Origin of the sequence: Streptomyces sp. IBSBF 3136, from assembly GCF_036815105.1 — a bacterium.
Lineage (GTDB): Bacteria > Actinomycetota > Actinomycetes > Streptomycetales > Streptomycetaceae > Streptomyces.
Genome location: NZ_JAJSZC010000030.1, coordinates 16,889 through 33,783 on the forward strand (window position 1 = coordinate 16,889; position 16,895 = coordinate 33,783).

At 68.5% G+C, this 16,895-nt stretch carries 14 protein-coding genes; 7 read left to right on the top strand and 7 right to left on the bottom strand.

Annotated features, from left to right (window positions below):
* Nucleotides 1-12: 12 nt before the first annotated feature.
* Entirely contained in the window at nt 13-2,379 is a 2,367-nt protein-coding gene (locus V7E45_RS09495; protein ID WP_333773671.1) for a DUF6049 family protein, read from the bottom strand.
* A gap of 258 nt (nt 2,380-2,637) precedes the next feature.
* On the opposite strand from V7E45_RS09495, the gene V7E45_RS09500 reads away from it, so the two are divergent.
* Nucleotides 2,638-4,080 (top strand): CCA tRNA nucleotidyltransferase, encoded by a 1,443-nt coding sequence (locus V7E45_RS09500; protein WP_333773672.1) that lies wholly within the window; start codon nt 2,638-2,640, stop codon nt 4,078-4,080.
* A gap of 45 nt (nt 4,081-4,125) precedes the next feature.
* Here the strand turns inward: V7E45_RS09500 and V7E45_RS09505 are convergent, their stop codons facing one another.
* The 3 genes from V7E45_RS09505 to V7E45_RS09515 form a co-directional block, all read right to left on the bottom strand.
* On the bottom strand, nt 4,126-5,436 hold the full coding sequence (locus V7E45_RS09505) for an MFS transporter (protein WP_333773673.1): 1,311 nt from the start codon (nt 5,434-5,436) through the stop codon (nt 4,126-4,128).
* Nucleotides 5,437-5,523: 87 nt separating this feature from the next.
* The gene (locus V7E45_RS09510; RefSeq protein WP_333773674.1) at nt 5,524-6,606 is read right to left on the bottom strand and encodes an inositol-3-phosphate synthase; all 1,083 of its coding nucleotides are present in this window, start codon (nt 6,604-6,606) and stop codon (nt 5,524-5,526) included.
* A gap of 43 nt (nt 6,607-6,649) precedes the next feature.
* A complete protein-coding gene (locus tag V7E45_RS09515) occupies nt 6,650-7,333 on the bottom strand; it encodes a PadR family transcriptional regulator (protein ID WP_333773675.1) in 684 nt (227 codons plus the stop codon).
* A gap of 362 nt (nt 7,334-7,695) precedes the next feature.
* Here V7E45_RS09515 and V7E45_RS09520 point away from each other — a divergent pair, with 362 nt between their 5' ends.
* Nucleotides 7,696-10,371 carry a transglycosylase domain-containing protein gene (locus V7E45_RS09520; RefSeq protein ID WP_333773676.1) on the top strand — a complete coding sequence of 892 codons (2,676 nt, stop codon included), beginning with the start codon at nt 7,696-7,698 and terminating at the stop codon, nt 10,369-10,371.
* Nucleotides 10,372-10,500: 129 nt separating this feature from the next.
* Nucleotides 10,501-12,033: a glycosyltransferase family 87 protein gene (locus V7E45_RS09525; RefSeq protein WP_333773677.1), complete on the top strand. Its 1,533-nt coding sequence runs from the start codon at nt 10,501-10,503 to the stop codon at nt 12,031-12,033.
* Between the two features lie 113 nt (nt 12,034-12,146).
* Here the strand turns inward: V7E45_RS09525 and V7E45_RS09530 are convergent, their stop codons facing one another.
* The 3 genes from V7E45_RS09530 to V7E45_RS09540 form a co-directional block, all read right to left on the bottom strand.
* Nucleotides 12,147-13,178, bottom strand: a complete 1,032-nt coding sequence (locus V7E45_RS09530) for an alanine racemase (protein ID WP_333773678.1) — start codon at nt 13,176-13,178, stop codon at nt 12,147-12,149.
* An 82-nt stretch (nt 13,179-13,260) separates the two neighbouring features.
* The gene (locus V7E45_RS09535) at nt 13,261-14,379 is read right to left on the bottom strand and encodes a lipid II:glycine glycyltransferase FemX (protein ID WP_333773679.1); all 1,119 of its coding nucleotides are present in this window, start codon (nt 14,377-14,379) and stop codon (nt 13,261-13,263) included.
* A 178-nt stretch (nt 14,380-14,557) separates the two neighbouring features.
* On the bottom strand, nt 14,558-14,875 hold the full coding sequence (locus tag V7E45_RS09540) for a hypothetical protein (protein WP_333773680.1): 318 nt from the start codon (nt 14,873-14,875) through the stop codon (nt 14,558-14,560).
* Nucleotides 14,876-15,138: 263 nt separating this feature from the next.
* Between V7E45_RS09540 and rpsF the strand changes: the two genes are divergently transcribed.
* The 4 genes from rpsF to rplI all read left to right on the top strand — a co-directional run bounded on the left by rpsF (nt 15,139) and on the right by rplI (nt 16,844).
* Complete coding sequence (gene rpsF, locus V7E45_RS09545; protein ID WP_004950685.1) at nt 15,139-15,429, top strand: 30S ribosomal protein S6; 291 nt, start codon at nt 15,139-15,141, stop codon at nt 15,427-15,429.
* Nucleotides 15,430-15,507: 78 nt separating this feature from the next.
* Complete coding sequence (locus tag V7E45_RS09550; RefSeq protein WP_333773682.1) at nt 15,508-16,101, top strand: single-stranded DNA-binding protein; 594 nt, start codon at nt 15,508-15,510, stop codon at nt 16,099-16,101.
* 41 nt (nt 16,102-16,142) lie between these two features.
* On the top strand, nt 16,143-16,379 hold the full coding sequence (rpsR, locus tag V7E45_RS09555) for a 30S ribosomal protein S18 (protein WP_003949403.1): 237 nt from the start codon (nt 16,143-16,145) through the stop codon (nt 16,377-16,379).
* 18 nt (nt 16,380-16,397) lie between these two features.
* Complete coding sequence (rplI, locus tag V7E45_RS09560) at nt 16,398-16,844, top strand: 50S ribosomal protein L9 (RefSeq protein WP_020941080.1); 447 nt, start codon at nt 16,398-16,400, stop codon at nt 16,842-16,844.
* The last annotated feature ends 51 nt before the right edge of the window (nt 16,845-16,895 follow it).

Sequence of the window (16,895 nt, forward strand, 5' to 3'; positions counted from 1 at the left end):
CCACGACATCGCTCAACGGTCCACTCTCTCACCCGTCCCGGACGGGTCGGCGCTTTCCGGTGCGGTGTCCGGCGCAGGGTCACTCGGCTGCTCCGGGTCGGTTGCCCCAGAGGGTACGTCGGACTCCTCGGGGAGACGGTCACCGGGGGCTCCCGGGTTCCCCGGTTCGTCGCCGGAGTCGTCCCCGCCGGAGTCGGGTCCGCCGTCCCCGGCCTGCCGGGCGGCCGCGCGCTTGCGCTGGGTGTACATCCGGAAACCGGCGAGGACGAGGAGCAGCACGCCACCGCCGATGACCAGCATGACCGTGGGCGTGACCTCGGTGACCTTCACGTCGAAGCTGACGTAGTCGCCGTACTCCTGGCCGTCCTCGGTGTAGAGCTGGGCGATGACCGTGACCCGGCCGTTGGCGTTCGCCGAGGTGGGGAACTTCACCGACTGGCTGTGGCCGCCGGAGACGTCCACTCGCTGCTCGTAGTAGGCCTTGCCGCCGATCTTCAGTCGGGTCGGCTGCGTGGACGTGAGCCGCAGGACCAGGTGGCTCACCGGCTGGACGAGGTTGTTCTGGACGGTCACCGGGATGGTCGCGCTGCGCCCGGAGAGCTTGGTCTCGGACTTGTCGATCAGCTTGACCTGCTGGGTGAGGTCGTCCAGCCAGTTCTCGACGTCGTCCCGGAAGCTCGCCGCCTGGGTGCCGCGGCCGCGCCACGACGTGGACATCTCGCGGTTTATGGCCAGCCCGAACGGGGTGACCACGCGCGACGGGTCGCTCAGGACGACCTTGAAGTTGTCGAGCTTGTCCTGGGTGCGCGCGATCTGCTCGAACGCCGTCCGCGGCAGCTCCTGCCTGCGCAGCGAGGAGGGGTAGGCGGACGTGGACGGGATGCGCGTCGTGGCGTTCGGGTCGGGCTTGTCCTTGGCGGCCGCGGTGAGGTTCTGCGACTGGGACCAGGTTCCACCTTGGAGCGCCTTCGCCGCCGCCGCCATCGCCTGGGCCTGGCTCGCCGACGGCATGCGCTGCGGGGCGACGACGATGCTGCGCTGCTGGTCCGTCTGCTCGTTCACCTCAAGGCTCTGGGCCAGGAACTTCTGCACGACCAGGGTGGCCGAGCCGGCCTGGGTCAGATCGTCCTCGAAGGCCGTGGACAGCCGCGCGTCGGACACCACCGCCGTGGTGCCGCCGCCGACCGGGCGGGCGGCGGACGGGGTGTAGGTGAGCCCGGCGGTGTCCTGGAGGCTGTCGCTGCGGGCGATCACCCGGTCGGCACCGGCAGAGGTGGCGACCTTCATGATCGACGGGTCCACGGCGCCGTCCACGGGCCAGGCGAAGTCTGTGCTCGGTGTGACGTGCAGCACCGACTGCACCGTGAGGGCGGCGACGTCGGTGGCGTCCTTCAGATGGCTGAGCGAGCCCGTGACGCTGGTGCCCCGGTGTGCGAGGGAGGCCAGGTCCGGGTCGGCGAAGGGCAGCGCGACGACCTCCTTGCCCGCCACGGCCTTCTGCAACCCGGCCAGCCACTGCTTGGCGACCGCCTGGTGCGTCCCGGCCGTGGTGGTGCCGTCCCGGCCCTGCAGCCGGTAGCTGCTCGCCATGGCGTCCACCGATGCCAGCAGGTCCGGATCGATCACCCAGGTGACGTCCAGGTCCTTGCCCAGGTCCAGCATCTGGGCCAGCCGGCCGCCCGGGGCGATCTCCTTGGCCAGATCGTCATCGAGGAAGACCGGGGTCTGCAGCTCCCCGGCGCCCGTCCTGGCCGTCATGTGGACGGAGGAGATCAGCGGCCACAGGAACGTGGTCTTCGTCTTCGTGTCCGCGTCGGACGGCTGCCACGGCAGGAACGTCCGCTTGACGCCGAGCACCTGCTCCCATGGCTGGGCGGCGGTCTGACCGGACAGCGAGACCCCGAACTCGTAGACGCCGTCGTCACCGAGGTCCAGCTTGTCCACGGGGACGGAGATGCTGAAGTGCTCGGCGACGCCCGGGGCGAGCTTGGCGAACTTCTCCTCGTACTTGCCGCCCACCTCGGAGCCGTTGAGGCTCTGGAGGGAGTCGGAGTGCCGGCTGATGGCGTCGATCGCCGCGCGCGTGTTCAGCGGACGTCCCACCCGCAGGCCCACGTGGGCGGCGGTCACGGCCTGCTTGCCGGTGTTGGTCACGGTGCCCGACACGGTCAGCGTGTCCCCGTCCGTGGGGGCGCTGGGGCTGAGCGAGTCCAGCGAGACGGTCACCGGGTCCGAGGAGGCGGCCTGGGCCGGTCCCGCGGCGGGCAGCTGAAGGAGCCCGGCCAGCAGCGGCGCCCCGGCGAGCAGTGCTCCGGTACGCCGCAGCCACCGGCGGGCAGGTGAGGCACTGGTCCCCTGGAAGTCAGCCGCCTCGGCCACGCGCTCGCCCGTCCCTCGTCGTCGTCAGTGGTCGTCGGAATGTGCGTCCACGCATGGTAACGATGTGCGCCGAGGGGAAGTGCCGTGGTCTGCTTCACAAGATCGGAAGCAAGCGGCGAACCGTCCTCTCTGTCCAGTATCGAGGAGAGGGCGGCAGTACGGCGTAAGTGCCGGGGTTGTGCAGGTACGGCAGGCGGTGGGAATACCCCCTCTTATGGGGGCGCCTCGGGGGCTCCTGGCCACGTACCCTCTTCTGTTGTGCCGAACGCCAACGATGACACTCCCTCTGCCCTGAACCAGGCGCAGCACCGCGCCGTGAGCGAGCTGCTGCGGGTGGCTCCCGTCGCGGACGATCTCGCCCGCCGCTTCCAGGAGGCCGGGTTCTCGCTCGCCCTGGTCGGGGGCTCGGTCCGCGACGCGCTGCTCGGCCGTCTCGGCAACGACCTGGACTTCACCACCGACGCGCGCCCCGAGGACGTCCTGAAGATCGTCCGTCCCTGGGCGGACGCCCTCTGGGAGGTCGGGATCGCCTTCGGCACCGTCGGCGCGCACAAGGGCGGCTACCAGATCGAGATCACGACCTACCGGTCCGAGGCGTACGACCGCACCTCGCGCAAGCCGGAGGTGTCCTACGGCGACTCCATCGAGGAGGACCTGGTCCGTCGCGACTTCTCGGTCAACGCGATGGCCGTGGCGCTGCCCGAGAAGGAGTTCATCGACCCGCACGGCGGTCTCGAGGACCTTGCGGCCCGTGTGCTGCGCACCCCAGGTACGCCTGAGGAGTCGTTCTCGGACGACCCGCTGCGGATGATGCGGGCCGCCCGGTTCGCCGCCCAGCTGGACTTCGAGGTCGCGCCCGAGGTCGTCACCGCGATGACGGAGATGGCCGGGCGCATCGAGATCGTCTCGGCCGAGCGGGTCCGGGACGAGCTGAACAAGCTGATCCTCTCCTCGCACCCGCGCAAGGGACTGACCCTGCTGGTCGACACCGGGCTCGGCGACCACGTCCTGCCCGAGCTGCCGGCCCTGCGCCTGGAGAGTGACGAGCACCACCGGCACAAGGACGTGTACGAGCACACGCTGATCGTGCTGGAGCAGGCGATCGCGCTGGAGCAGAACGGACCTGACCTGACATTGCGCCTGGCGGCGCTGCTGCACGACATCGGCAAGCCGCGCACGCGCCGTTTCGAGGGGGACGGCCGGGTCTCCTTCCACCACCACGAGGTGGTCGGCGCGAAGATGACCAAGAAGCGTATGGCGGCCCTGAAGTACTCCAACGAGCTGGTGAAGGACGTCTCCCGGCTGGTCGAGCTCCATCTGCGTTTCCACGGCTACGGCATGGGTGAGTGGACGGATTCTGCGGTGCGCCGTTACGTGCGGGACGCCGGGCCGCTGCTGGACCGCCTGCACAAGCTGACCCGCTCCGACTGCACCACGCGGAACAAGCGGAAGGCGGCGGCGCTGTCCCGCGCCTACGACGGCCTGGAGGAGCGCATCGGCCAGCTCCAGGAGCAGGAGGAGCTGGACGCGATCCGTCCGGACCTCGACGGCAACCAGATCATGGAGATCCTGGGCGTCAGCCCGGGTCCGGTCATCGGCCAGGCGTACAAGCACATGCTGGAGCTGCGCCTGGAGAACGGCCCCATGGAGCACGACGCGGCGGTGGCAGCGCTCAAGGAGTGGTGGGTCGAGCAAGGCTGACTCCCGAGAGCGGGACGTGTTTCACGTGAAACACGCGCCGCGTCCCTAGCAAGGGGGCGATGTTTCACGTGAAACGTCGCCCCTCTTGTCGTTCCGGTGAGCATCGAAGCGGGCCACGGCCACTGCGGTCAGTCCGTAGAGCAGGGCGACGAGTACCACCAGCGTCGCCGAGCGGCCGTCCGGTGGCAGCATCAGGGCCGCCAGTCCGGCGGCCCCGACGAAGGCCGCGTTGAAGAGGACGTCGTACAGGGAGAAGATCCGGCCCCGGAATCCGTCGTCGACCGACGCCTGGACGATCGAGTCCGTGGCGATCTTGGCGCCCTGGGTGATGAGACCCAGGACGAAGACCGCGACCAGCAGGGGACCGGCGGCGAAGGGAAGGCCGAGTGCGGGTTCCAGCACGGCGGCCGCGCCGGCGCAGACCACGATCCAGCGGACCGGGCCGATCCGCCCCACCGCCCAGGGGGTCACCAGGGCGGCCGCGAAGAACCCCGCACCGGACACCGTCAGCGCGAGCCCGAGCAGCCGCAGGCCCTCGTCAGGGGACGCGGAGAGGGCATAGCGGCACAGCATGAGCAGCAGGACGAGCAGCGCGCCGTAGCAGAAGCGCATCAGCGTCATCGCGGCCAGCGCCCAGACCGCCTCGCGGCGCCGGGGCTCGGTCAGGTGCCGGACGGCCGCGAGCAGCGCCCGTGCGGTGTCGGCGAGTGCGGTCCTCAGATGCGGCTGTTCCGGTGCCCGGTCGGGGCCGAGCAGAGCGGGAGCCATGCTCAGCGCGGTCAGAGCCGCGCACAGGTAGAGGAACGCACCGAGCAGCACCACGGCGGCGTCGGAGCCCGACGCCACGAGACGAACAGCGAAGGCGAGACCGCCGCCGACGGTCGCGGCCAGCGTGCCGGCCGTGGGGGACAGTGAGTTCGCGAGCACCAGGCGCTCGGAGTCGACCACTCGCGGCAGGGCGGCGGACAGTCCGGCGAGGACGAAGCGGTTGACGGCCGTCACACAGAGCGCCGACACGTAGAACAGCCAGTCCGGGACCTCGGTGACCATCAGGACCGCGGTCACCGCCGCCAGCAGGGACCGCAGCAGATTGCCGTACAGGAACACCTGGCGGCGCCGCCAGCGGTCCAGCAGGACGCCCGCGAAGGGGCCGACGAGGGAGTAAGGGAGCAGCAGGACCGCCATCGCCGAGGCGATCGACGCGGCGGAGGTCTGTTTCTCCGGGGAGAAGACGACGTAGGCGGCCAGCGCGACCTGGTAGACGCCATCGGCTCCCTGGGAGAGGAGACGTACGGACAGCAGGCGCCGGAAGTCCCGCAGACTCAGCAGGACGCGCAGGTCACGGACGACGGACATGGCGAACAGCCTCACACACGCGGAAGGCCCCCGGGCCAGGAAGCCCGGGGACCCTCACAGCCCTGGCAGGAGCGTTCTCTTCGGTGCTCAGCGCTCGACGTCGCCGCGGATGAACTTCTCCACGTTGTCCCGGGCCACGTCGTCGAAGTACTGGACCGGCGGGGACTTCATGAAGTACGAGGAGGCGGACAGGATCGGGCCACCGATGCCCCGGTCCTTGGCGATCTTCGCAGCGCGCAGGGCGTCGATGATGACACCCGCGGAGTTCGGGGAGTCCCAGACCTCGAGCTTGTACTCCAGGTTCAGCGGGACGTCACCGAAGGCACGGCCCTCGAGGCGGACGTAGGCCCACTTGCGGTCGTCCAGCCAGGCGACGTAGTCGGACGGGCCGATGTGGACGTTCTTCTCGCCGAGGTCCCGGTCGGGGATCTGCGAGGTGACGGCCTGCGTCTTGGAGATCTTCTTGGACTCAAGGCGCTCGCGCTCGAGCATGTTCTTGAAGTCCATGTTGCCGCCGACGTTCAGCTGCATCGTGCGGTCCAGGATGACACCGCGGTCCTCGAACAGCTTGGCCATCACGCGGTGCGTGATGGTGGCGCCGACTTGGGACTTGATGTCGTCACCGACGATCGGCACACCGGCCTCGGTGAACTTGTCCGCCCACTCCTTGGTGCCGGCGATGAAGACCGGGAGGGCGTTGACGAAGGCGACCTTGGCGTCGATGGCGCACTGGGCGTAGAACTTCGCCGCGTCCTCGGAGCCGACGGGCAGGTAGCAGACCAGAACGTCGACCTGCTTGTCCTTCAGGATCTGGACGACGTCGACCGGCTCGGCCTCGGACTCCTCGATGGTCTGGCGGTAGTACTTGCCGAGACCGTCGAGGGTGTGGCCGCGCTGGACGGTGACACCGGAGTTGGGCACGTCGCAGATCTTGATGGTGTTGTTCTCGGAGGCGCCGATCGCGTCCGCGAGGTCGAGACCGACCTTCTTGGCGTCCACGTCGAACGCGGCGACGAACTCGATGTCGCGCACGTGGTAGTCACCGAACTGCACGTGCATCAGGCCGGGGACCTTGGAGGCCGCGTCGGCGTCCTTGTAGTACTCGACTCCCTGCACCAGCGACGCGGCGCAGTTGCCCACGCCGACGACGGCTACGCGAACCGAACCCATTCCGGTTGCTCCCTGTGTGTACGAGTGAGGCCCTGAGTGGGTCTCACGTGGCGGTGTCGCCGGGCGTATCCGTCCCGGGGGTGTCCCCGGGACGGGGCAGGCCGCCCGTCGATCCAGATGTGGTGTCCTGCTGAGCGGACCCCCCGGATGCGGAACCCTTCCGGTCCCGACCGGCCCGCTCGCTCTCGATGAGCTCGTTCAGCCAGCGCACTTCGCGCTCCACGGACTCCATACCGTGGCGCTGGAGCTCAAGCGTGTAGTCGTCGAGGCGCTCTCGCGTGCGTGCCAGCGAGGCGCGCATCTTCTCCAGGCGCTCCTCCAGGCGGCTGCGCCGGCCCTCCAGTACGCGCATGCGCACGTCCCGCGAGGTCTGCCCGAAGAAGGCGAACCGTGCGGCGAAGTGCTCGTCCTCGTACGCGTCGGGACCGGTCTGCGAGAGCAGCTCCTCGAAGTGCTCCTTACCTTCTGCCGTCAATCGGTACACGATCTTCGCGCGGCGTCCGGCGAGAGGAGCGGCAAGGGCGTCCTCATGGGTGCTGCCCGGTTCCTCGATCAACCAGCCGTTGGTGACCAGCGTCTTGAGGCAGGGGTACAGGGTCCCGTAGCTGAACGCCCGGAATACACCCAGAGACGTATTGAGTCGTTTGCGCAGCTCATAGCCGTGCATGGGGGACTCGCGCAGCAGCCCGAGTACGGCGAACTCGAGGATGCCGGATCGCCGGCTCATGATCGCCTCCTTCGGCCCACCGCGTCTTTATCTCGCCCTGATGTATCGACTCGATACATCATGACGATAGAACGGCGCTCCGCGTGCGACAAGGGGGAGGACGGTGAACGGGATCACATCACCGATTCGTAGGAGGTGAGTTGCCTGTTTTGGGGTGAACTTCGGGGCTCGGCTGGTTTTGACGGTGCGTAGTCTGTGCGGCATGCACACCACCGGGAACCAAGTGATGCCTGGGGGGCGTCCTCGTCCCCGGTGCAGTACGGGTGAATGCGGGAACGACCACATCCGTACTTCGGGGGGACCGGAAACCACCGCCGTTTCCAGGCGCGCACGGGTGCGCCTGCCCGAGGAGTAATCGTTCGATGAGCGAGCACCGTCGCAAACCGCCGCAGCCGCAGGGAGGCGGACGTGCCGCGGCCCGACGCGGACAGTCCGGCCCCGCCTCCGGCCGCCGTGCGGCACCGCGAGGCGCCACCGGGTCTTCTTCCGACTCCCCTGAGTCCAGTGCTTACGGGGCGGATCCCTACGGCCCGGGGGGTGAGGAGCGCGCCTACGGCAGCCGTGCCGAGGCGCGCCGCGCGACCCAGAGGGGCGGCGGCCGGCGCAGGACCGCCGACAACGCGGGTCCTGGCGGCGGCCGGGGGGGCCCGGGCGGACCGACCGGCCCCGGTCGCGGCAGAGGCCGTGCCACGACCGCACCGGGCAAGAAGAGGTTCATCGACTACCCGCGGTCGGGCAAGTACGGCTGGCACCGCTGGGTGCCGTCCTGGAAGCTCGTGTCGGGTCTGTTCGTCGGCTTGGTCGGCTGCCTGGTCGCCATGGTGGGCATCGGCTTCGCGATGGTGCAGATCCCCAGCGAGAACCTCGCCGCCAAGTCCCAGAACAACGTCTACTACTGGGCGGATGGGACCCAAATGGTGGCCACCGGCACCGGCGTGAACCGCCAGAACGTCACCATCGACAAGATCCCCGAGGCCATGCAGTGGGCTGTGATCTCGGCAGAGAACAAGAGCTTCTACCAGGACTCGGGCGTGGACCCCATGGGTATCGCGCGAGCGCTGGCGAACATGGCGCGAGGCGGTCAGACGCAGGGTGGTTCGACGATCACCCAGCAGTTCGTCAAGAACACCTACCTCAGCCAGGACCAGACGGTCACCCGTAAGTTCAAGGAGATGTTCATCTCCATCAAGGTGGGCACGAAGCGCACCAAGCCACAGATCCTCCAGGGCTACCTGAACACCTCGTACTTCGGCCGTGGCGCGTACGGCATCCAGGCCGCCGCCCAGACCTACTTCGGCGAGGACGCGGTCAAGCTCAATCCGAGCCAGTGCGCCTTCCTCGCGGCGCTGCTGAAGGGTCCGACGTACTACGACCCGGCCGGCAACGCCGACCTCGACCCGTCGGCGGACCCCAAGTCCAACCTCAAGCGCTCCACGGAGCGCTGGGCCTGGATCCTCGGCGAGATGCACAAGGACAAGCGCATCAGCGACGCCGACTACCAGAAGGCCATCGCGAAGTACCCCACGGTTCAGGGCCGCAAGGCGACCAAGGGCATGACCGGCCAGATCAGCTACCTGGCCGACACGGCGAAGAAGTACGTCCTGAACCACTCCAACATCACGGAGGCGGAGTTCGACAAGGGTGGCTACCAGATCTACACGACCTTCAAGAAGGAGAAGGTCAACGCCCTGAGTGCGGCCGTGAAGAAGATCCAGAAGGACCGGCTCGACCCCAAGCACCGCAGCCTGGACAAGTACGTCCAGTTCGGTGCGGCGTCGGTGGTCCCCAAGGACGGTGCGATCGTCGCCCTCTACGGCGGCGACGGCTACGAGAACGGCCACTTCACCAACAACGCCGACACCTCCGGTGTCCCCGTCGGTTCTACGTGGAAGCCGTTCGTGCTGGCCGCGGCGATGGAGTACGGCACGTACAAGTCCGACGGCGTAGGTGTCTCGCCGCTGAGCAAGTACAACGGCGACGACCACCTGAAGGTGCGCAGGCCAGACGGGTCGTACTACCTCAACAAGGACAACTCGTTCTTCTTCCAGAACAACGAGAGTCCCCACAAGTGGGGCTACATCACGCTGCGCAAGGCGATGGAGCAGTCCATCAACACGCCCTTCGTGCAGCTGGGTGTCGATGTGGGCATGTCCAAGGTCCGCGACGTGGCCCGGTCGGCCGGCATCCTCGACGCGAGCATGTCGCAGGACCTCAACCCGTCGTTCGCCATCGGTACCTCCACCCCCAGCGCGATCCGCATGGCGGACGCCTACGCGACCTTCGCGGCCTCCGGCAAGCAGGCGGACCCGTACTCGGTGACCGCCGTGAAGAAGGACGGCACGGACCTGCCGGGCTTCACCAAGCCCAAGGTCAAGCCGGCGATGGACGCGCCGATCGCCGACAACGTCACGGACGTCCTGCAGAACGTCATCCAGAACGGTACGGGTAAGAACGCCAAGGCCCTGGGCCGTACGGCGGCGGGCAAGACCGGTACCACCGACAAGAACAAGTCGGCCTGGTTCGTCGGCTACACCCAGCAGCTGTCGACGTCGGTGGCGATGTTCCGCGAGAACCCCAAGGACCACAAGCTGCTGTCCATGAACGGCACCGCCGGAGTGGACTCCATCCACGGTGGTGACATTCCGACCTCGGTGTGGACCGAGTACATGAGGGCCGCGCTGAAGAACGCGAACGACCCCGGCTTCCCGGAGGCGGGGAAGATCGGTGACGTGCAGGACGAGGCCGGCGCGCCGTCCCCGACCCCGTCGGTCACCATCACGCCGAGCGAGTCGCCGAGCGACTCGCCGACCCCGTCGCCGAGCGTGTCGTCCACCACCTCCCCGTCCCCGTCCCCCAGCGAGTCCTGCCAGTTCGGCTGGGGCAACAACTGCAACACCGCCGACGGCGGCGGCAACGGGAACGGCGGGAACGGCGGCACCGGAGGGACGTCACCCTCGCCGAGTGTCACGGACACCACCGGGACCGGGAACACCAGAGGAAATGGCAACGGGGGTCTCTTCGCAGGTCAGAATGGCTAACGGGGTCATCTGGCCCCAGACCGGTCATACCGCCCGGCAAGGGTGTTTCACGTGAAACATGGGCCGCCGCACTCACGAGGTGCGGCGGCCCACGGCGTTTTCATGGGCAGGTACGGCAGGATGTGCCCCATGCCCAGTGCAGAGATGACGCCCGCCGGGGTGCACGAGCCCGAGCCTGTGCGGCCCTCCGACGTGGAACCGGTCCGGCCGACCAGGGAGGACGAGGTCGCCGCGGCCGGGAGCGAACTGATCGGCGGCCCCATCGGGCGGCGCGCCCTGCTCGCGACGACGTGGTGGACGCCCGTCCGGGTCATCGCGCTCGTCGCGATCGGCATGTTCGCACTCGGCCTCGTTCAGAAGGCGCCCTGCTACCACAGCGCCTGGTTCTTCGGTGCCAGCTCGCAGTACACGCACGCCTGCTACTCGGACATCCCGCACCTGTACCAGGGGCGTGGCTTCGCCGACGGTCTCGTGCCGTACTTCGACAAGCTCCCGGGCGACATGGACTACCTCGAATATCCGGTGCTGACCGGTGTGTTCATGGAGGTCGCCGCCTGGCTCACCCCCGGCAGCGGCTCCATCCAGCACCAGGAGCAGTGGTACTGGTTCGCCAACGCCGGGATGCTGATGGTGTGCACGGCCGTCATCGCGGTCTGTGTGACCCGCACCCAGCGCCGGCGCCCCTGGGACGGTCTGCTCGTGGCTCTCGCGCCGGCCTTCGCCCTCACCGCCACCATCAACTGGGATCTCCTCGCGGTGGCCCTGACGGCCGCGGCGATGCTCATGTGGTCCCGGGGCCGGGCGCCGGCCTTCGGGGTCCTCCTGGGGCTCGCCACGGCCGCCAAGCTCTATCCCGTCGTGCTGCTCGGCCCGCTGCTCGTCCTGTGCTGGCGGGCCGGCCGGTGGCGGGAGTACTTCCAGGCCGTGGGCGGAGCCGTCGTGGCCTGGCTGGTCGTGAACCTGCCCGTGATGCTGTTCGCCTTCCAGGGCTGGTCGAAGTTCTACACGTTCAGCCACGACCGGGGCATCGACTTCGGCTCCTTCTGGCTGATCTGGGCGCAGAACTCCAGCAATCCGCCGACCACCGACTTCGTCAACACCGCGGCCACCGTGCTGGTCGTGCTGTGCTTCCTCGGCATCGCTGCGCTGACGTTCACCGCCCCGCGCAGGCCGCGTTTCGCCCAGCTCGCCTTCCTGATGGTCGCGGCCTTCATCCTCACCAACAAGGTCTACTCCCCGCAGTACGTCCTGTGGCTCGTGCCGCTCGCGGTCCTGGCCCGGCCCAAGTGGCGGGACTTCCTGATCTGGCAGGCGTGCGAGGTGGCGTACTTCCTGGGCATCTGGATGTACCTCGCCTACACGACCAGCGGAGACGCCCACAAGGGGCTGCCGACGCAGGGCTACCACTGGGCGATCGCGATCCATCTGCTCGGCACCCTGTACCTGTGCGCCGTCGTCGTCCGGGACATCCTCATGCCCGAGCGGGACGTGGTGCGCCGGAGCGGGGACGACGATCCCTCGGGCGGGGTGCTCGACGGCGCGGAGGACGTCTTCGTGCTCGGTCCCGCGGCCCGTCCCGCCCGGCACGCCGCGCCCGTCGAGGCTCCTCAGGTGGCCTGGGGAAGGCCGGAGCAACTCCCCTACGAGGGCCGTTCGCTCTGAGCGAACACTCACCGGGGCCGACGTCCCGGCGGGCCCCCGACATGAGGAAGGCCGTACACGAGCGCTTCGTGTACGGCCTTCTCGCTGCCCTGGGCCGCCCGGCGGCCCGAGCGTCAGCGGTCGACGATCCGGTCGAACTGCGTGGTGGTGTGCCGCAGATGGGCCACCAGCTCGTCTCCGACCGTCGGCTCCGGAGCGTCCGACGGGACGAACAGGATGGACACCTGCATGTGCGGCGGCTCGGCGAACCAGCGCTGCTTGCCGCCCCAGACGAATGGCGAAAGGTTCCGGTTCACCGTCGCCAGGCCGGCCCGTGCCACGCCCTTGGCGCGCGGCATGACGCCGTGCAGGGCCTTCGGGGCCTCCAGGCCCACCCCGTGCGACGTTCCGCCGGCCACGACCACCAGGTAGCCGTCCGAGGCCGCCTTCTGCTGCCGGTAGCCGAAGCGGTCGCCCTTCGTCACCCGCGTGACGTCCAGGACCGCGCCGCGGTACTCGGTGGCCTCGTGGTCCCCCAGCCACAGCCGTGTTCCGATGCGGGCGCGGAACCGCGTCTGCGGGAACTGCTGCTGCAGCCGGGCGAGTTCCTCGGCCTTGAGGTGGCTGACGAACATGGTGTGCAGCGGCAGCCGGGCCGCGCGCAGCCGGTCCATCCAGCCGATGACCTCCTCGACGGCGTCCGAGCCGTCGGTGCGGTCCAGCGGCAGGTGGATGGCGAAGCCCTCCAGCCGGACGTTCTCGATGGCCTGGTGCAGCTGCGGCAGGTCCTGCTCGCTGATGCCGTGCCGCTTCATCGAGGACATCACCTCGATGACCACACGAGCGCCCACGAGGCCGTACACGCCATCGATCGAGGAGACCGACCGGACCACCCGGTCCGGCAGCGGCACGGGCTCCTCGCCGCGCCGGTAGGGCGTCAGCACCAGCAGGTCACCACTGAAGAAGTCCTTGATGCGGGCGGCCTCGTACGTGGTGCCGACGGCGAGCATGTCCGAGCCCAGCCGCGTGGCCTCCTCCGCCAGCCGTTCGTGTCCGAAGCCGTAGCCGTTGCCCTTGCAGACCGGGACCAGGCCCGGGAACCGCTCCTGCACGTGCTTGTGGTGCGCCCGCCAGCGCGCGGTGTCGACGTAGAGCGTGAGCGCCATGGCCGGACCCGGGACCTTTCTCGTGGCTGCGGTGGATCGCAGAGGTGAAAGCTGTGAAGGCTATGGAATCAAACGCCTGGGCTCAGCGGCGCGACATGTAGATGTCGAGCGCCTTGTGGAGCAGCTTGTTCAGCGGGAAGTCCCACTCGCCGAGGTACTCGGCGGCCTGGCCACCGGTGCCGACCTTGAACTGGATCAGGCCGAACAGGTGGTCCGTCTCGTCCAGCGAGTCGGAGATGCCGCGCAGGTCGTAGACGGTGGCGCCGAGCGCGTAGGCGTCGCGGAGCATCCGCCACTGCATCGCGTTCGAGGGGCGGACCTCACGCCCGATGTTGTCCGAGGCACCGTAGGAGTACCAGACGTGCCCGCCGACGATCAGCATGGTGGCCGCCGACAGGTTCACGCCGTTGTGGCGGGCGAAGTACAGCCGCATGCGGTTGGGGTCCTCGGTGTTGAGGGCCGTCCACATGCGCTGGAAGTACGACAGCGGGCGCGGCCGGAAGTGGTCGCGGACCGCGGTGATCTCGTACAGCCGCTGCCACTCCGCCAGGTCCTGGTAACCGCCCTGGACGACCTCGACGCCGGCCTTCTCGGCCTTCTTGATGTTGCGGCGCCACAGCTGGTTGAAGTTCTTGTGGACGTCTTCCAGGGAGCGGTTCGCCAGCGGCACCTGGTAGACGTAACGCGGCTGGACGTCGCCGAAGCCCGCGCCGCCGTCCTCGCCCTGCTGCCAGCCCATGCGGCGCAGCTTGTCGGACACCTCGAAGGCGCGCGGCTCGATGTAGTCGGCCTCCAGGTCGCGCAGCCGCTTCACGTCCGGGTCCTGGATGCCCTTCTTGATGGTGTCCGCGTTCCAGCGGCGGATGATCACCGGCGGGCCCATCTTCACGGAGAAGGCGCCCTGCTGCTTCAGGTGCGCCAGCATCGGCTGGAGCCAGTCGTCCAGGTTCGGCGCGTACCAGTTGATGACCGGGCCCTCGGGCAGGTACGCCAGGTAGCGCTTGATCTTGGGCAGCTGGCGGTAGAGGACCAGGCCCACGCCGACCAGCTGGCCGGTCTTGTCGAACCAGCCGAGGTTCTCCGAACGCCACTCGGCCTTCACATCGGACCAGGCCGGGACCTGCATGTGGCTGGCCGACGGCAGGCTCTGGATGTACGCCAGATGCTGCTCGCGGCTGATGGTCCTCAGGGTCAGGCTCATGTCGGGGCGCTCCTCGGGCTGGTGTGTCCCCATGGGTTCAGGGGCTCCGGCTCTCGCGCCGAAGCCTACTGCGCCTTGCGAGCGCCCCGGCTGGGGCGTGCGGCACCTTCACCACGGCCGGTGACCGGCGAGGCGTACACGAGGTGGGGGGAAGTTGTCGGTCAGGTGTCGCGGAGGGTCAGCTGACGAGGCCGCCGAAGAGACCGCCGTTGGCCATGCCGAGCATGAAGCCGACGCCGGAGGCGCCGAGACCCAGGACCATGCCGAAGCGCTGACGGGTGGTCACGGAGATCCACTGCCCGTACGCGCCCACGAACAGGCCCACCAGGCCGGCCCAGGAGCTGAGCAGGTGGAGGCCGGGGAAGAAGCCGGTCACGAAGGCCAGCACGCCGAGTACCAGCGTCACCGCCATCAGCGTGTTCTGGAGCGGATGGGGTTTGCCGTCGGTGGCGAGAAGGGATCCGGCGGTGTTGGGTCGCAATGCCTGCTGTGCCATGTGGCACCTCCTGCGGATCGCGGCGCACTGTAGCGCCATACACACCCGATGTGTACAGACTGACGGTCCTCACCGCCGGATTTCAACCGGAAGCAGGTGTGCAGGTAGTCTGTACCGTCTGTACCGGTGTCTGCCCAGGCCGCTGCGGGGATCCCGGCGGGAACCCCCGATTGTCAGTGGTGGCCGATACCGTTGCGTACGCATCACAACCCTCCTGCCACGGAACGACCGTGGCCGCTGAGACCAAAGGAGGTGGGTTCCACATGCGTCACTACGAGGTGATGGTCATCCTCGACCCCGATCTGGAGGAGCGCGCTGTCTCCCCCCTGATCGAGAACTTCCTCTCCGTCGTCCGTGAGGGCAACGGCAAGGTGGAGAAGGTCGACACCTGGGGCCGTCGTCGTCTCGCGTACGAGATCAAGAAGAAGCCCGAGGGCATCTACTCGGTCATCGACCTGCAGGCCGAGCCTGCGGTCGTGAAGGAGCTCGACCGCCAGATGAACCTGAACGAGTCGGTCCTCCGGACCAAGGTCCTCCGCCCCGAGACCCACTGAGCTTCCCCGCTCAGCTGATCTCGGGATTCGAGTAGCAGCAACCAAGCAGCCAGAGCAAACCCGCCGAGAGGTTCCCCCATGGCAGGCGAGACCGTCATCACGGTCGTCGGCAATCTTGTCGACGACCCCGAGCTGCGCTTCACCCCGTCCGGTGCGGCGGTCGCGAAGTTCCGTGTCGCGTCCACTCCCCGCACCTTCGACCGCCAGACGAACGAGTGGAAGGACGGCGAAAGCCTGTTCCTGACCTGCTCGGTCTGGCGTCAGGCGGCGGAGAACGTCGCCGAGTCGCTCCAGCGAGGCATGCGCGTCATCGTGCAGGGCCGGCTGAAGCAGCGGTCCTACGAGGACCGTGAGGGCGTCAAGCGCACGGTCTACGAACTGGACGTCGAGGAAGTCGGCGCCAGCCTGCGCAACGCCACGGCCAAGGTCACCAAGACCGCCGGTGGCGCGCGCAGTGGCCAGGGCGGTTACGGCGGCGGCGGTGGCGGCGGCCAGCAGGGCGGCGGCTGGGGCGGAGGCCCCGGTGGCGGCCAGCAGGGCGGCGCTCCGGCCGACGACCCCTGGGCGACCGGCGCTCCCGCCGGTGGCAATCAGGGCGGCGGCGGCTGGGGCGGAGGCTCCGGCTCCGGCGGCGGTGGCGGTGGCGGCTACTCGGACGAGCCCCCCTTCTAAGGGCTCGCAACCCCACTTCTTGATCACACAGGAGAAACACCATGGCGAAGCCGCCTGTGCGCAAGCCTAAGAAGAAGGTCTGCGCTTTCTGCAAGGACAAGGTCACGTACGTGGACTACAAGGACACGAACATGCTGCGGAAGTTCATTTCCGACCGCGGCAAGATCCGTGCCCGCCGCGTGACCGGCAACTGCACGCAGCACCAGCGTGACGTCGCCACGGCCGTCAAGAACAGCCGTGAGATGGCGCTGCTGCCCTACACGTCCACCGCGCGCTAAGGGAAGGGTGACCGAACAATGAAGATCATCCTTACCCACGAGGTCTCTGGCCTCGGTGCCGCCGGCGAAGTCGTCGACGTCAAGGACGGCTACGCTCGCAACTACCTGATCCCGCGGAAGTTCGCTATCCGCTGGACCAAGGGTGGCGAGAAGGACGTCGAGCAGATCCGTCGCGCTCGCAAGATCCACGAGATCCAGACCATCGAGCAGGCCAACCAGATCAAGGCCCAGCTCGAGGGCGTGAAGGTCCGCCTGGCCGTCCGCTCCGGCGACGCCGGCCGTCTCTTCGGCTCCGTCACCCCGGCCGACGTCGCTTCCGCGATCAAGGCTTCCGGTGGCCCCGAGGTCGACAAGCGTCGCATCGAGCTCGGTGCGCCGATCAAGACCCTGGGCGCCCACGAGACGTCCGTGCGTCTGCACCCCGAGGTTGCCGCCAAGGTCAACATCGAGGTCGTCGCCGCCTGACGCAGCGCTCGGCTTGTTGAGCAGCTGAGAGAGGGGCCGCTCCCCACGGGG

What these genes read in the sequence shown, in the direction of transcription:
- rpsR (WP_003949403.1), top strand. Translation starts at nt 16,143, where the DNA reads ATGGCGAAGCCGCCTGTGCGCAAGCCTAAGAAGAAGGTCTGCGCTTTC.
- V7E45_RS09520 (WP_333773676.1), top strand. Translation starts at nt 7,696, where the DNA reads ATGAGCGAGCACCGTCGCAAACCGCCGCAGCCGCAGGGAGGCGGACGT.
- V7E45_RS09525 (WP_333773677.1), top strand. Translation starts at nt 10,501, where the DNA reads ATGCCCAGTGCAGAGATGACGCCCGCCGGGGTGCACGAGCCCGAGCCT.
- V7E45_RS09550 (WP_333773682.1), top strand. Translation starts at nt 15,508, where the DNA reads ATGGCAGGCGAGACCGTCATCACGGTCGTCGGCAATCTTGTCGACGAC.
- V7E45_RS09540 (WP_333773680.1), bottom strand. Translation starts at nt 14,875, where the DNA reads ATGGCACAGCAGGCATTGCGACCCAACACCGCCGGATCCCTTCTCGCC.
- rpsF (WP_004950685.1), top strand. Translation starts at nt 15,139, where the DNA reads ATGCGTCACTACGAGGTGATGGTCATCCTCGACCCCGATCTGGAGGAG.
- rplI (WP_020941080.1), top strand. Translation starts at nt 16,398, where the DNA reads ATGAAGATCATCCTTACCCACGAGGTCTCTGGCCTCGGTGCCGCCGGC.
- V7E45_RS09530 (WP_333773678.1), bottom strand. Translation starts at nt 13,178, where the DNA reads ATGGCGCTCACGCTCTACGTCGACACCGCGCGCTGGCGGGCGCACCAC.
- V7E45_RS09505 (WP_333773673.1), bottom strand. Translation starts at nt 5,436, where the DNA reads ATGTCCGTCGTCCGTGACCTGCGCGTCCTGCTGAGTCTGCGGGACTTC.
- V7E45_RS09515 (WP_333773675.1), bottom strand. Translation starts at nt 7,333, where the DNA reads ATGAGCCGGCGATCCGGCATCCTCGAGTTCGCCGTACTCGGGCTGCTG.
- V7E45_RS09535 (WP_333773679.1), bottom strand. Translation starts at nt 14,379, where the DNA reads ATGAGCCTGACCCTGAGGACCATCAGCCGCGAGCAGCATCTGGCGTAC.
- V7E45_RS09510 (WP_333773674.1), bottom strand. Translation starts at nt 6,606, where the DNA reads ATGGGTTCGGTTCGCGTAGCCGTCGTCGGCGTGGGCAACTGCGCCGCG.